Annotated in this window: 14 protein-coding genes and 1 riboswitch; of the genes, 1 reads left to right on the forward strand and 13 read right to left on the reverse strand. The window is 68.8% G+C overall.

Annotation, left to right across the window (positions count from 1 at the left end; genetic code table 11):
- Positions 1–33 precede the first annotated feature (33 nt).
- The 6 genes from Q0743_RS12690 to cbiE form a co-directional block, all read right to left on the reverse strand.
- Positions 34–711, reverse strand: a complete 678-nt coding sequence (locus tag Q0743_RS12690) for an energy-coupling factor ABC transporter permease (RefSeq protein ID WP_298241861.1) — start codon at positions 709–711, stop codon at positions 34–36.
- Between the two features lie 36 nt (positions 712–747).
- Positions 748–967, reverse strand: a riboswitch (cobalamin riboswitch).
- Positions 968–1,001: 34 nt separating this feature from the next.
- Positions 1,002–1,733: a uroporphyrinogen-III C-methyltransferase gene (gene cobA / locus Q0743_RS12695; RefSeq protein ID WP_298241862.1), complete on the reverse strand. Its 732-nt coding sequence runs from the start codon at positions 1,731–1,733 to the stop codon at positions 1,002–1,004.
- A complete protein-coding gene (locus tag Q0743_RS12700; protein WP_298241863.1) occupies positions 1,730–3,040 on the reverse strand; it encodes a cobyrinate a,c-diamide synthase in 1,311 nt (436 codons plus the stop codon). Before Q0743_RS12700 ends, cobA begins: the two co-directional genes overlap by 4 nt.
- Positions 3,040–3,822 (reverse strand): precorrin-4 C(11)-methyltransferase, encoded by a 783-nt coding sequence (gene cobM / locus Q0743_RS12705; RefSeq protein WP_298241864.1) that lies wholly within the window; start codon positions 3,820–3,822, stop codon positions 3,040–3,042. Before cobM ends, Q0743_RS12700 begins: the two co-directional genes overlap by 1 nt.
- Positions 3,819–4,187, reverse strand: coding sequence for a cobalamin biosynthesis protein (locus tag Q0743_RS12710; protein ID WP_298241865.1), 369 nt, complete (start codon positions 4,185–4,187; stop codon positions 3,819–3,821). Before Q0743_RS12710 ends, cobM begins: the two co-directional genes overlap by 4 nt.
- The gene (cbiE, locus tag Q0743_RS12715) at positions 4,184–5,365 is read right to left on the reverse strand and encodes a precorrin-6y C5,15-methyltransferase (decarboxylating) subunit CbiE (RefSeq protein WP_298241866.1); all 1,182 of its coding nucleotides are present in this window, start codon (positions 5,363–5,365) and stop codon (positions 4,184–4,186) included. The genes Q0743_RS12710 and cbiE overlap by 4 nt, the downstream gene beginning before the upstream one ends.
- Here cbiE and Q0743_RS12720 point away from each other — a divergent pair.
- Positions 5,343–6,107, forward strand: coding sequence for a cobalt-precorrin-6A reductase (locus Q0743_RS12720; protein WP_298241998.1), 765 nt, complete (start codon positions 5,343–5,345; stop codon positions 6,105–6,107). The genes cbiE and Q0743_RS12720 overlap by 23 nt on opposite strands.
- Here Q0743_RS12720 and cobJ read toward each other — a convergent pair.
- Genes cobJ through Q0743_RS12755 form a run of 7 tightly spaced genes read right to left on the reverse strand, consistent with a single transcriptional unit; the run spans position 6,083 to position 13,987 of the window.
- Complete coding sequence (cobJ, locus tag Q0743_RS12725; protein WP_298241867.1) at positions 6,083–6,817, reverse strand: precorrin-3B C(17)-methyltransferase; 735 nt, start codon at positions 6,815–6,817, stop codon at positions 6,083–6,085. The genes Q0743_RS12720 and cobJ overlap by 25 nt on opposite strands.
- Positions 6,814–7,545, reverse strand: a complete 732-nt coding sequence (locus Q0743_RS12730) for a precorrin-2 C(20)-methyltransferase (protein WP_298241868.1) — start codon at positions 7,543–7,545, stop codon at positions 6,814–6,816. The genes cobJ and Q0743_RS12730 overlap by 4 nt, the downstream gene beginning before the upstream one ends.
- A gap of 2 nt (positions 7,546–7,547) precedes the next feature.
- Positions 7,548–8,177, reverse strand: a complete 630-nt coding sequence (locus tag Q0743_RS12735) for a precorrin-8X methylmutase (protein WP_298241869.1) — start codon at positions 8,175–8,177, stop codon at positions 7,548–7,550.
- Positions 8,177–9,340 carry a precorrin-3B synthase gene (cobG, locus tag Q0743_RS12740; RefSeq protein WP_298241870.1) on the reverse strand — a complete coding sequence of 388 codons (1,164 nt, stop codon included), beginning with the start codon at positions 9,338–9,340 and terminating at the stop codon, positions 8,177–8,179. Before cobG ends, Q0743_RS12735 begins: the two co-directional genes overlap by 1 nt.
- Positions 9,337–12,582: a cobaltochelatase subunit CobN gene (cobN, locus tag Q0743_RS12745; RefSeq protein ID WP_298241871.1), complete on the reverse strand. Its 3,246-nt coding sequence runs from the start codon at positions 12,580–12,582 to the stop codon at positions 9,337–9,339. Before cobN ends, cobG begins: the two co-directional genes overlap by 4 nt.
- On the reverse strand, positions 12,582–13,616 hold the full coding sequence (gene cobW / locus Q0743_RS12750) for a cobalamin biosynthesis protein CobW (protein WP_298241872.1): 1,035 nt from the start codon (positions 13,614–13,616) through the stop codon (positions 12,582–12,584). Before cobW ends, cobN begins: the two co-directional genes overlap by 1 nt.
- Positions 13,613–13,987: a DUF1636 domain-containing protein gene (locus Q0743_RS12755; protein ID WP_298241873.1), complete on the reverse strand. Its 375-nt coding sequence runs from the start codon at positions 13,985–13,987 to the stop codon at positions 13,613–13,615. The genes cobW and Q0743_RS12755 overlap by 4 nt, the downstream gene beginning before the upstream one ends.
- Between the last annotated feature and the right edge of the window lie 20 nt (positions 13,988–14,007).

Below are 14,007 nucleotides of genomic sequence, written 5' to 3' on the forward strand. Positions count from 1 at the left end.
GTGGGGCGGCCATGACGGCCGCCCCTTGTCTCTTCAGGCCGCGTTGTGCAGGCGCGGCGTGACGAAGCCGGGCGCGGTGACGCCGCGCAGCGATTTCGCCAGCGCCAGCACGGCAAGATCAGCCAGCGGCTCGATCACGATGACCAGCGCGTAGGACGCCGCGAAGGTCGCGATGTTGGCAAGGTTGCTCATCGCAAAGCCCGAGCCATAGAGCGCCCAGAACGCCACCCACCCGATCACGCCGGCCTGATAGGTCGTCGAGAGCGCCAGCGCCTGGCGGTACTTCAGGTCGACATAGGCGGTGTTGCGCGGAATGATCCGCGAGGCGATCGCCTGGATCGCGAACAGCGGCACCAAGAGCGTCGTAACGTTCATGCCGTATTGCGGGATGTCGGCCGGTTCGAAGAACACGCCCTGCAGCAGCAGGCCGAAGGCGAGACCGAAGGCGGCAGGCGCGGCACCGAACAGCAGGAACAAGGTCGAGCCGAGGATGAAGTGCACCTCGGAGACGCCAACCGGGAAGTGCGGCAGGATCTCGAAGAAGGTGAAGACGAGAACGGTGGTGGCGAACGTCCGCGCCGCGAACGATACGACGCCCTGCTCGCGCACGGTCTCGACCGCGAGCTTCAAGGCAGCGCCGCCTGCGGCGATGCCGGTTGCGTAACTCAACACGAGCTTGGCGCCCGTCACGATCCCGGGTTCGATATGCATGGCTCAGATCCTTCCTGCCGTCACACCCGACGGCCTTGGCCTCAAAACGTGCAGGGCCGGTCTCCTGGCTCGCGGTTCACTGGGACTTTCGGCCTTCCCGGGCCTTGCGGCCCAGTGGCGGATCGAAGTCCCTCACCGCTTACAGTCGCGGGGGCGGCTGGGGTTTTGGGCGCCGCAACTGGGTCCGCCCACCCCCATTCCCGATTATGCTCCGGCGCTTTGCGCCGTGGTGAGCACCATGCTTCTCCTGTGTGCCCCTTTCGCCGAGCCTGCGTCAAGGGAAGAAGCGATCATGACGGATAATCCCCCGCCAGCGCGCCGAACAGGATCACGGCGGCGGTCGAAGGCGCGCCGCCGCGGGCAAGCTGCTCGGCAAGCTCGGCAATCGTGGTGCGGACCAGCCGCTCGTCGGAACGGCCGAGGGATTCGGCGACCAGCGCCGGGGTATCTGCGGCAAGACCATGCGAGATCAATTTTGCGGCAAGCGCCGGAAAGGTGCGCCGGCCCATATAGACCACGGTCGTCGCTTCAGGGTCGGCCAGCGCCGCCCAGTTCAGGTTCGGCGGCAGATCGCCGGTCACATCGGCCCCGGTCACGAACTGCACCCGGCGCGAGGTGTGGCGCCGGGTCAGGGGAATGCCCGCCTGGGCTGCCGCGGCGCAGGCCGAGGTGACCCCGGGAACGATCTCGTAGCCGATGCCGGCCTCGCGCAGCGTCTCGATCTCCTCCTCGAGCCGGCCGAAGATGCCGGCATCGCCGGACTTCAGCCGCACCACGCGCACCCCCGTTGCGGCATAGTCGACCAGAAGGCGGTTGACGTGATGCTGCTTGGTCGAAGGGCGCCCTGCCCGCTTGCCGACCGCGACGAGATTGGCTTCCGGCCGGGCGAGATCGAGGATCGCGCCGGAGGCGAGATCGTCGTAGAGCACGACGTCGGCCTCGCGCAGCCGCGCGGCGCCCTTGAGCGTGAGCAGCTCGGGGTCGCCGGGTCCGGCGGAGATGAAGGAAACGAATCCGCTCACCGGTCCTCCGCGATCAGGTGAAAGAAGGTGCCACTGACATGGCCGCGCCGCGAGCCGGTCTCGGCGATGATTGCGCCCGTCGCATCGTGCACGATAGCGAGCGGCGTGTCAGGCTGAGCGAGGATGGTCGAATAGTGAAACTCGTGGCCGCGCAGCCGCGCGCCGGGCTGATGTCCCGGCATCGGCGCGGCCAGCGTTGCGAGGCGATAACCCAGATGCATGCGGCGTTTGGCAAAGCTGGTCTCCAGGCCAAGCAGGCCCGTCATCTCGTGGCGAATACCGTCCGCGTCGGTCAAGGCGGTTCCCAGCACCATATAGCCCCCGCATTCGCCGTGCACGGGCCGCATCTCGGCGAAGGCGCGCAAGGCGCTACGAAACCGGGCATTGGAGGCGATTCTGCCGGCATGAAGCTCGGGATAGCCGCCTGGCAGCCAGCACACGTCGGCGCTCGGATCGGGCGCTTCATCTGATAGCGGCGAGAACGGCACGATCTCCGCGCCCGCTGCGCGCCAGGCCTCCAGCATGTGCGGATAGACGAAGGAGAACGCGGCGTCGCGCGCAAGCGCGATACGCTGGCCGGGTGGCACCACGTTCGGTCCACTTGCCACGGCTTGCGGCGACCAGCTGGCCGCCGATCGCAGCACCGCTTCGAGATCGACATGCTCCGTCACGAACCGTGCGGCCTCGTCGATCAGCTTGCCGATCTCCGCCTGCTCCTCGGCCTGCACCAGGCCGAGATGCCGCTTCGGCAGGCTGATCTCGGCATGACGCGGCAGCGCGCCGAACACGGCAATGCCGGCATCGACAAGCGCGCGCCGCACGAGGTCTTCATGGCGCGGGCTGGCGACGCGATTGAGCACCACGCCCGCAAGCTTCACGCCCGGCCGATAATCGCGCAGGCCCGCGGCGATTGCGGCTGCGGTCTGCGCCTGGCCGGAGGGATCGATCACCAGCACCACCGGCCAGCCCAGCATCTCCGCGATATCGGCAGTGGCACCCGTGCCGGAGACGCCGCGTGCGGCAACGCCGTCGAACAGGCCCATCGATCCCTCGGCCAGCACGAGATCGGCATCCGCACCACGGCTGACGAGGTGCGCAATGGTGCCGCGATCCATCGCCCAGCTGTCGACGTTGACGGAGGCGCGCCCCGTGGCGGCGGCATGGAAGGCGGGATCGATATAGTCCGGCCCGCTCTTGAAGCACTGCACGTTCAGGCCGCGATGGCGCCAGGCACGCGCGAGTGCCAGCGTCAGCGTGGTCTTGCCGACGCCGGAGGCCGGTGCCGAGATGACGAGGCCCGCCGCCATCACGACGCCTCCGGAAAGCGTGGCTCGGCGCCGACCGGCCGATAGCGACGGTCGTAGTCAACGGCATAGAGGCGGCTCTCGTCGAAATCCGCGGCGCCAAGCGTCTTGCCGACCAGGATCAGCGCGGTGCGCTCCATCTCGGCGCCCACCGCGGCATCGAGCGTTGCCAGCGTCGCGCGCACGATGCGCTGCTCCGGCCAGCTCGCGCGCCAGACGATCGCGACCGGGCAATCCGCGCCGTAATGCGGCGTGAGCTCGGCAACGACCTTGTCGAGCAGGTGGATCGAGAGATGGATCGCGAGCACGGCACCGGTCGCGGCAAAGGCGGCGAGCTTCTCCCCCTCGGGCATCGCGCTGGCGCGACCCGGCGTGCGCGTCAGCACCACGCTCTGAGCGAGCCCCGGCAGCGTGAGCTCGGCTTCCAACGCGGCCGCGGCAGCCGAGAAAGACGGCACGCCCGGCGTCACCGTCACGGGAATGCCGAGCGCGCGCAGGCGGCGGAGCTGCTCTCCCATCGCCGACCAGATCGAGAGATCCCCGGAATGCAGGCGAGCCACATCCTTGCCCTCGGCATGCGCCGCCGAAATCTCCGCGATGATCTCGTCGAGCGACAGCGGCGCGGTGTTGACGATGCGTGCCCCGGGCGGGCAATGCACCAGCACGCCTTCGGGTACGAGCGAGCCCGCATAGAGACAGACCGGGCAGGACGCGATCAGGTCGCGGCCGCGCAAGGTCAGCAAGTCGGGCGCGCCCGGCCCGGCGCCGATGAAATGCACCGTCATGCGCCGTCTCCTTCCGCGATCGCGGCGGTCGCCGTGCGATCCTGCGAGACCACGCGCGTCGCAATCAGCCGGGCCCGAGGGCCGGCCGCAGCGAGCGCCGCGGCTTCGGCAACAGATCCCGTGCCGAACTTTTCCACGATGAGCTCCGATTGCGTGGGCGTGTCGATGCCGGCCAATGTCTCGGCCGGAATAGCCCTGATCGGCACACCGCATTCACATGCGAGCTGCTTCAGCGCCGCGACGTCGGCCTTGTCGCCGACCGTCGCCAGCGCCGCGAGCCCTTCCGAGCCGCCAGCCGCCATCAGCGCCTCACGCAGCGAAGCCAGCGTGACGTCCTTTCTGAATCCGAGCCCGGCGACCTTCATCGCACCACGCTCCACTGCACCACCGGCCGCGCCGCCTCCCAGGCCCGATAGCGGCCGAGCGGCGCGGCTTGCGCGATCTCGACCCGCATCAGCTCGCCGCCGTGACGTTGGTGCAGCTCGCCGAGCAGGGCTTCCGTCTCCAGCGTCACGGAATGCGCGACCAGCCGGGTGCCCGGCGAAAGCCGCGACCAGATGGCATCGAACATTGCGCGATCGAGGCCACCGCCGATGAAGACGGCGTCGGGCGCATCCAGCGCAGCCAGTGCTTCAGGCGCTGTGCCTCCGATGACGCTGATTCGATGCGCCAGGCCGAACGCCGCTGCATTCTTGCGAATGTTCGCGGCGCGATCCTCGCGCGCCTCGATTGCGGTCGCCGTCCCGCCGCACAGCGCCCACTCCACGGAGATCGACCCCGATCCGGCGCCGATGTCCCACAGCCGCTCGCCCGGACGCGGAGCCAGCGCCGAAAGCGACAGTGCGCGGATCGGCCGCTTGGTGATCTGGCCGTCATGGACGAAGAGATCGTCCGGCAGACCCGAGCTGCGGGGAATGCCCTGTGTTCCCACCGCCCATACTGCGACCGCGACCAGATCAGCCGCGACCTCCTCGGCAAACAGGTCGACTCGATGCTGGTCAATGTATTCCCGTGGCCCGCCCAGCGCCTCGAGCGTCCACATCAGTGACGCGCCCCATCCGCGCTCCGTCAGCCATTTCGCGAGAGCGCCGACCGCGGCCGCGTCGCGCATCAGGCAGATGATGCGCGCGTCTCGCACCAGATGCGGCACCAGGCGCTCGAACGGCGCCGCGTGGAGGCCGATGCACGTCACGGCTTCCAGCCGCCAGCCTAAGCGCGCCGCAGCGAGCGAGAAGGTCGACACTGCCGGATATGCCATCCACTCGTCGCTACCGAGCTTTTCGGCAAGGCTTGCCCCGGCGCCATGCCAGAACGGATCGCCGGAGGCGAGCACCACCGTCGGCCGGCCGCGACAGCTCAACACCACGTCGGCATCGAACGGCACCGGCCAGGCGCGGCCGCGGCTGCCGACGCCGGCGAGCACGAGATGTCGTTCGCCACCGAACACGGTTTCGGCATCGGCGAGCGCCTTTCGGCTTGCCTCGGACAGCCCGGCAAGGCCATCTTCGCCGATACCGATGATGGTCAGCCAGGGATCAACCATACGCGCCCTCATTCTGGGCGGAACGGCCGATGCGGGCCAGCTCGCAGCGGAGGTCGCGCGCGCACGCATCGACGCCGTCTACTCCTATGGCGGTCGCACCCGCGCGCCGGCCGACCAGCCGCTGCCGACCCGTATCGGCGGCTTCGGCGGCGTGAACGGGCTGGCCGACACCATCCGCGGCGAAGGCATCACGCATGTGATCGACGCCACGCATCCGTTCGCCGCCGAGATGAGCCGCAATGCTATTCAGGCGTGCGCGCAAACCGGCACGCAGTTGATCGCACTCGAACGCGCGCCTTGGCTGAAAGCGCCCGGCGACAACTGGATTGAGGTCACCGATATCAACGCTGCGGTCGCCGCGCTGCCCGCCGCGCCCACAAACGTGTTCCTCGCCATCGGCCGCCAGCACATCGCGCCGTTCGCAGGCAAGCCGCAGCATGCCTACACGCTGCGGTTCGTCGATCCGCCCGAAGGGTCCCTGCCCTTTGCCGCGGATGTGATCGTGTCGCGTGGGCCGTTCACGCTTCAGAGCGAGCTCGAGATGATGCGGGCCCGCGAGATCGCGTGGATCGTCGCCCGCAATTCCGGCGGCGACGGCGCGCGCGCCAAGATCGACGCGGCTCGTATGCTTGGCGTTCCCGTGATCATGATCTCGCGACCGGAGCTGCCCGAACGCCGACGGGTCGAGAGTGTCACCGAAGTAATGCAGTGGCTCGGTCATTCGACCCGCCTCGGTGCATAGACCCAGCGGCCGACGCGTCGCGTCTGCGAATTGCCGACGATCACCAGCGTGCGCATGTCGGCCATCTCTGGCGTTGCTTCATTCAGCGTCACCGTCACGATCTTCTCGTCGGCCGCGCTGACCGCACGTGCGAAGATCACGAGGCGCTCGCCGCAGCCGGCATCTCTCAGCGCCCCGAGCGCACGGCCAAAACCCTCGGGCCGGCTCGCCGAGCGCGGATTGTACATCGCAATCGAGAAGTCGCCGTCCGCAGCGAGCCGCAGGCGCTTTTCGATCACGGACCACGGCTTGAGATTGTCTGAGAGATTGATCGCGCAAAAATCATGGCCGAGCGGCGCGCCGGCGCGCGCGGCGGCCGCCAGCATGGCAGTGATGCCGGGCAGCACACGGATCGGCAACGCCTGATATTGCGGCGCCTGTTCGAGCGCCTCGAACACGGCGGAGGCCATCGCGAACACGCCGGGATCGCCGGACGAGACGACGACGACCTGCCCACCCTCGGACGCCAGCCGCAGCGCTTCGCTCGCGCGCTGCAGCTCCTCGCGGTTGTCGGAAGGATGCAGCTTCAGCCCGGCGCGCGGCGGCACGCGGGCGACATAGGGCGCGTAGCCCAGAATGTCGGTCGCTGACGCCAGCGCGGCCGTGACCTCGGGCGTCACCATCGCATCGTTGCCCGGCCCGAGGCCCGCGATGGTCAGCGTGCCCGTCATTCGGCGGCGTCCAGATGCCGGCCCTTGCCGTGCACAAGCACGATCGCGAAATACGGACAGTCGGCGGCATCGACCTCCGCGAGCCGCACGACGCGCTCGCCCGGCATGGTGCCGCGCTCGACCAGCCAGGCATCGTCCAGCCGCCCGGCGGATGCAAGCGCGCGGCGCACCTTTGCAAGGTTGCGGCCGGTCTTCATGACGACGAGCGCATCGGAATCGCGCATGTGCCGCTCGAGCTCGCTCTCGGGAAGCGTGCCCATCAGCACAGTGGTTACGTCATCCCCAAGCGCGATCGGTTGCCCCACGCCATTCCAGCAGCCGACCATGCCGGGAATTCCTGCGATCACCTCGATCTCGACGCGGCCCTGCAGGCGCGTGTGCAGATGCATGAAGGAGCCGTAGAAATATGGATCGCCCTCGCAGAGCACGACGACGTCGACGGCGCGCGACAGCCGCGCCAGGCGCTCGGCCCATTCGTCGTAGAAACCGGCAAGCAACTGGACGTATTCCACGCTGTCGAAGGCGATCTCGGTCGTCACAGGATATTCCATGGGATATTCGGTGACGTCAGCGGCGAGCATGCCCTCGACGATGCGCCGTGCCTGGCCGGGCCTGCCTTTCTTGCGAAAGAAAGCGACGTGCTTTGCAGCCCGCACCGTGCGATCGGAGCGCACGCTCATCAAATCAGGATCGCCGGGGCCGAGACCGCAGCAGATGATGCGTCCCATCGCTATTCGCTCCGGCTCGCCAGCGCGTTCACGGCAGCAACCGTGATCGCGGAGCCGCCGAGGCGGCCTTCCACGGTCAGTGCCGGCACGGGTGGCTCAGCCATCAGCGCCGCCTTGGATTCGGCCGCGCCGACAAAGCCGACCGGGCAGCCGATGATTGCCGCCGGCCGCGGACATGTATGGTCCTCCAGCATGTTGAGGAGATGAAACAGCGCGGTCGGCGCATTGCCGATCGCAACGATCGCGCCGTCCAGATGCGGCCGCCACAGTTCGAGCGCCGCAGCCGAGCGGGTGTTTCGCATGGATTGCGCCAGCGCGGGCACGCTCTCGTCGCCGAGCGTGCAGATGACCGCATTGGCCGCGGGAAGCCTTGCGCGCGTGATCCCCTCCGAGACCATGCGCGCGTCGCACAGGATCGGCGCGCCTCGTTGCAGGGCGACGCGCGCGATTGTCGCCATGCTTGATGTGAAGCGGATATGCGCCTCCAGCCCGACCATGCCGGCGGCATGGATCATCCGCACCACGACCTGCTCCTCATCGGGCGAGAAGCGGGCGAGATCGGCCTCGGCCCGGATGGTGGCGAAGGATTGCCGGTAGATCGCCGCGCCGTCGGTCTCGTAAGTGTGTGGCATCAATGCCCTCCGACGAGGATGGAGGGATCGCTGACGATGTCGGCGCCGTTCAGGCCGCGCAGCGCCGGCTCGTCGCGCGTCGAGCCGTCGCGGACGAGATCGAAACCGGCGCGCGTTGCAACCAGTGTGACCGCGGCCGTGCCGGAATGGGCGCAGCCCTTGCCGCAGCCGGAGACGTGCAGGCGCGCATCGGCGGCAATGCGCGGCGCGAGCGCCGCGGCCAGCGCGCGCGTATCGGCATGGGCTTCGCGGCAGCGCGGCGCGCCGCTGCAGGCGATGACGCGCAGTGCGGGATCGAACGGCTCGGTGATGAGACCCGCCCCGCTCGGCATCTCCCGCTTGCCCTCGCTCAACACCATGCGCCAGGGCGTCATGCGCAGCGCATGGCCGCAACCCGCGAATTGATGCAACGTCGTGTGCAGCATCTGCCCGAACGCGACGCCGACCATGGCGCCTTGCGGATACTGCCCGGGCCGCGACGCGGCCATCACGGGCGCGGGCTCGGTCTCGCCGCGGAGCGATGCAGGCAACACCGCCCCGGCGGCGATATGGGCTGCCATGCGCCCTCGCCCGCCTCTAACTCCGCCGGAGACCAGGAACCAGCTCGCGAGCGCCAGCGCCGTGCTCACGGCCTCGCCGCGCGCGACGGAGCGGCCAAGCGTCGCGCCGTCGGCGCGCACCAGGAGACGGCCGGAGCGATCGCGCTCGATGCGGATGTCGGCGGAGTTTCCGGCAAGCACCCGCGAGCGTCCGTCATCGATGGCGAAGCCGAACTTGGTGGGAAGCGCGAGACCGCTGTCGGCGAGCGCCTCCTCCAGCCCGGCAGCGAGCGACTGCGTTTCGTCGCCTCCATTCCAGAACGGCATCACCAGAATGTTGCGCCTGGCCTCGACGTCGGCGTCGGGATCGAGCAGCTGCAGCCGTGCAAGTCCGTCGAGCAGCGGCCGATGGCTTTGCTCGCTGACGCCGCGGATCTGGAGATTGGCGCGGCTGGTCACGTCGATCAGGCCATTGCCGTGTTGCTCGGCGAGCTCGGCAAGCCCGGTGATTTGCGACGCTTCAAGCCGCCCGCCGAACGGGCGCACGCGCACCACGAGCCCATCGCCCGACAGCATCGGGCGCAGCGCGCCGGGACACCAGCCCTTGACCGAAGCCGCGCTCATGAGGCCTCCCGCAGGGCAGCCGCGATCGAGTTGCGCCGCGTCTGCCAGAGCGCCGCATCATGCAGGCGCGCAAAACAGGTTTCCATTGCGGCGAGCGCCGTCGGGTTCTCGCGCGCCATGAAGGCGCGGACGTCATCATGGCCGAGCGTCGCGTCGTAATAGAGATCGAACAGATGCGGCGGCACGGCGCCGGCGAGATGCGCGAAGGCCGCCATGTGCTCCAGCGTCGCGGTGATCTCGGCGGCGCCGCGAAAACCGTGCCGCATCATGCCGCCAGTCCAGGCCGGATTGGCCGCGCGCGCGCGGACGACACGCGAGATTTCCTCGGTCAGCGTGCGCGCGTGCGGTTGCTCGGGGCGGGTCGTGTCGAGGTGATAGAGCGCAGGCCCCGCCGCGCCGAGATGCGCAGCGGCGGCCGCAACACCGGCTTCATGGGCGGCGTAATCGGCCGCGAGCAGCAGGTCGGTTTCCGGCAGATCCTGGACGTGGACAAAGGCGTCAGCGGCCGCGAGGCGCTGCTCGATGCCGGCGCGATTCTGGAGCATCTCGCCATCGGCCGCGAACGCCCAGGACGAGGCCGACAGCCAGGCATCGCCTGCAGCTTCGCGCGTTTCCGGCGTGAAGGCATCGGGAATCGCCGAAAGGCCAACACCGTATTGGCCGGGACGCGGCGCGAACACGCGCGAGGCGCGGTGGCGATAAGGATTGTCCTCGCCCTCGTCATCGCGGCCTGCGAGCGCCTCGGACGCCGCCTCGAACAATTGCGCAAGGCCCGCGAAGACATCGCGGAACAGGCCGGACACCCGCAACGTGACGTCGATGCGCGGACGGCCGAGCTCAGCCGGCGCGACGATGTCATAACCGGTGACGCGGCCGGAGGCGTGATCCCAGCGCGGCGCGAGCCCGGCCAGATGCAGCGCCATCGCGAACTCTTCGCCCGCGGTGCGCATCGTCGCCGAGCCCCAGAGATCGACCACGAGACCTTTCGGCCAGTCACCGTGATCCTGCAAATGGCGGCGCAGCAGCTCTTCGGCGAGTTTTATCCCTTGCGCATGTGCCGAGGGCGTCGGCACCGCGCGCGGGTCGACGGCGAAGAGATTGCGCCCGGTCGGCAGCACGTCCTGACGGCCGCGATAGGGCGAGCCGGATGGGCCCGGCGCAACGCGCCGGCCGGCAAGCGCGGCACGCAACGCATGCCGCTCCGCTTCGCCGCAAGCGCCGCGGCCGAACACGTGCAGGCCATCGCCGAACTGGCTTTCCTTGAGATCGCAGACGAAGCGGTCGATGCGCGGGATCGCTTCGGCCGGCGCGGACGAGGCCTCGAGACCGAGATCGTCCTCGAGACCCGCCGCGCGCGCTTCGTCGCGGATCGCGGCGATCAGCCGCTGGCGGCGCGCGGGATCGAGGCCATCGGCGGTCGAATATTCATCGAGCAGGCGTTCGAGCCGGCGCAAGCCGTCCGGCACCGCGGATGTCTCCAGCGGCGGCGGCAGATGGCCGATGGTAACGGCACCGATACGCCGCTTGGCCTGCGCGGCCTCGCCGGGATCGTTGACGATGAAGGGATAGATGACGGGGAGATCGCCGATCAGCGCTTCCGGCCAGCAGGCGGACGACAGCGCCACGGATTTCCCGGGCAGCCATTCCAGCGTGCCGTGCGCGCCCGTATGCACGACGGCATCGATCCCCTGCTCGCGGAGCCAGAGATGGAACGCGACATAGGCGTGGCGCGGCGTGCGGGCCAGATCGTGATAGTCGGCATCGCGCGTGGCCGCATCGCCACGCTCCGGCTGGACCGCGATGATCGAGCGGCCGCACGCGATGGCCGCGAAATGAAATGCACCGTCGCGGCAGCCCGGATCCGTCTCCGGCGCGCCCCAGGCCCGCGCGAGATCGTCCTGCAGGGCTTGCGGCAGGCGCGCGAGCGCGGCGCGATACGCGGCAACGCTCCAGATGAGCCGTTTCGTCAGCAGCGACTCGCCGAGCGCTGGCACCGGCGCAACGTCGTAGCCGGCCTCCGCGAGATCGGACAGCAAGGCCTCGACCGACGCCAGCGCATCGAGGCCGACCGCATGCGCGATCTGGTGCGGTCGCCCCGGATAGTTCGAGAGCACGATCGCCAGCCGCTTCTCCGCAACCGGCGTCTCCGCGAGGCGCCGCCAGCCCGCGACACGCGCGGCGACGGCTTTCACACGCTCCTCATCTGGCCGGTGCGCCAGATGCGAGAACTGCAGATCGGCATCGCGCTCTGACGCCGACTTGAAACTCACCACGCCGGTGAAGACGCGGCCATCCACCTCGGGCAGCACTACATGCATCGCGAGATCGCCGGGCGAGAGACCTCGCAGCGAGTTCGCCCAGTCCTCGCGCCGCGCGGTGGAGAGGGCAACCTGGAACACCGGACACGACGCGGCATCGAAGGGCGTTGTGCCCTCGTCCCCCAGGGCTGAAAACGCCGTCGCGTTGACGATCGCGGCCGGAGGATTTTGCGCGAGATACGCGCGCAGCCAATCGGCGACGCCTGGAGCCTTCAGTGAGGTGACGAAGACGCCATAGGCGTCGAATCCCTTCTCGCGCAACGCCGCGATCAGCGCATCGACCGGGCCGGTGTCGGCAGCGGTGAGATAGGAGCGATAGAACGTCACGAGCGCGAGCGGCTTCGCTTCCGCCGCGGGCGCAGCGACGACGCCGCGCGCGGGATCGTAAAATCCCATCTCGGGCACGGTCATCTCGCCGATGACAGGCCCGGCATAGAGGCCCGAGGCCAGCGCGAGCTGCGCGATCGCGGCCTGCGCCGCGACCGGGCCGCCGGCGTCGCAAAGCACCTTGAGCCTTCGCAGCGTCGAGACCGGCAAGGTCGAATACGCATCGAGCCTGACGTCATCGCGCCCATCGGCCGGCAGCACGGCGAGCACGATGCCGCGGTCCTTCGCGAGTTGCTGAAGCGCGGCGAGGCCGTAGGGCCAATAGGACTCACCGCCGATCAGGCGCACCAGAATGCCGCGCGCCTGCGACAGCGTGCGCTCGACATAGGTGTCGACCGACAGCGGATGACGCAGCTCCGCGAGATTAGCGAGACGCAGCGACGGCAGGCTCGCGCGCCCCCGCCGCCAGCCCGCCGCGAACGCAGCGAGGTCGGAATCCGAATACGAGAGCACAACGAGATCGGCCGGGTCCTGGCCGATGTCCCTTGGCGTCGCGGTCTCCTCGAGACCGCGGCTCTCGCGGAAGACGACGTGCATCAGATACCAAGTCCTGCCTTGATCGCGGCTTCGTCGATATCGCCGTGCTCGCCGATCACGACGAGCCTTGATTGCCTGTTGCCGGCACCCCAGGGCTTGTCGAACTGGTGGCGCACGCGCTCGCCGACCGCCTGCAGCAGGAGGCGCATCGGCTTGCCCGCGACCGCGATGTAGCCCTTGACACGCAGCACGTTCTGCTCGCGCGCGAGCTTCTGGACCGATGCGACCAGCGCATCGACGTCGGCAACTTCAGGAAGATCGATCACGACAGAATTGAAATCATCATGCTCGTGCTCTTCCTCGCCGTCGTGATGCGAGGGACGCGCGGCGAGATCGTTCTCGGCGGCGGCGCCGAGTCCGAGGATGACGCGCGCATCGATCGCGCCGTCAGTGACAGGGAGCATCGGCACGCGGCGCGGCATCTCGGCGGTGATGGTGGCCTTGGCGGCTTCAATGCCGGCAGCGCCCGCAAGATCGGCCTTGGTCAGCAGCACGATATCGGCGCAGGCGATCTGGTCCTCGAACACTTCCGACAATGGCGTCTCGTGGTCGAGATTTTCGTCCGCCGCGCGCTGCGCTTCGACCGCATCCGGGTCCGGCGCGAAGCGGCCGGCGGCGACGGCTTCGGCATCCGCCAGCGCGATCACGCCATCGACGGTGATGCGCGAGCGGATCTCGGGCCAGTCGAACGCCTTGAGCAGCGGCTTGGGCAAAGCGAGACCCGAGGTCTCGATCAGGATGTGATCGGGCCGCACCGGGCGCGCCAGCAATTGCTCCATGGTCGGAATGAAATCGTCGGCGACGGTGCAGCAGATGCAGCCATTGGCGAGCTCGACGATGTTCTCCTCCGGGCAATTCGCATCGGCGCAGGATTTCAGGATCTCGCCGTCGACGCCCTCGCTGCCGAACTCGTTGACGAGCACCGCGAGCTTCTTGCCATTGGGATTGCTGAGCAGATGCTGGATCAGCGTCGTCTTGCCAGAGCCGAGGAAACCGGTGACCACCGTGACCGGGATTTTTGCGAGCGAGTTCATTCGGCGGCCTCCGGCAACGCGGCAATGGGGGGAATGCGCGCAAGCGACTGCTTGCGGAAGATTTCAGGACGGCTGCGCCAGGGCACGAGGCCGTCGGGTGCAGCCGCATAGGCCGCAGCGCCCGCGACCACGTCCTGCGCATTCACGTCCGACAGGCGGCCATAGACGTAGGACCAGCGGCCGGGCGCGCTGAGCGCGACCGAGCAGCCCTGGCTGCAGGCCGACAGGCATTCCACGGGAACCACATTGACGCCCTCGGGCACGCCGGCCTCGAGGATCGCGCCGTGGAGGCGCTTGCCGGGCGTGGTCTCGCCCTCGCCGAGCGTCTGGCCGGCACGGCAGGTGATGCAGACATGAAGTGTGACGGTCATCGCCTCTTCCAGATATCAGC

Source organism: uncultured Bradyrhizobium sp., from assembly GCF_936943645.1.
Classification (GTDB): Bacteria; Pseudomonadota; Alphaproteobacteria; order Rhizobiales; family Xanthobacteraceae; genus Bradyrhizobium.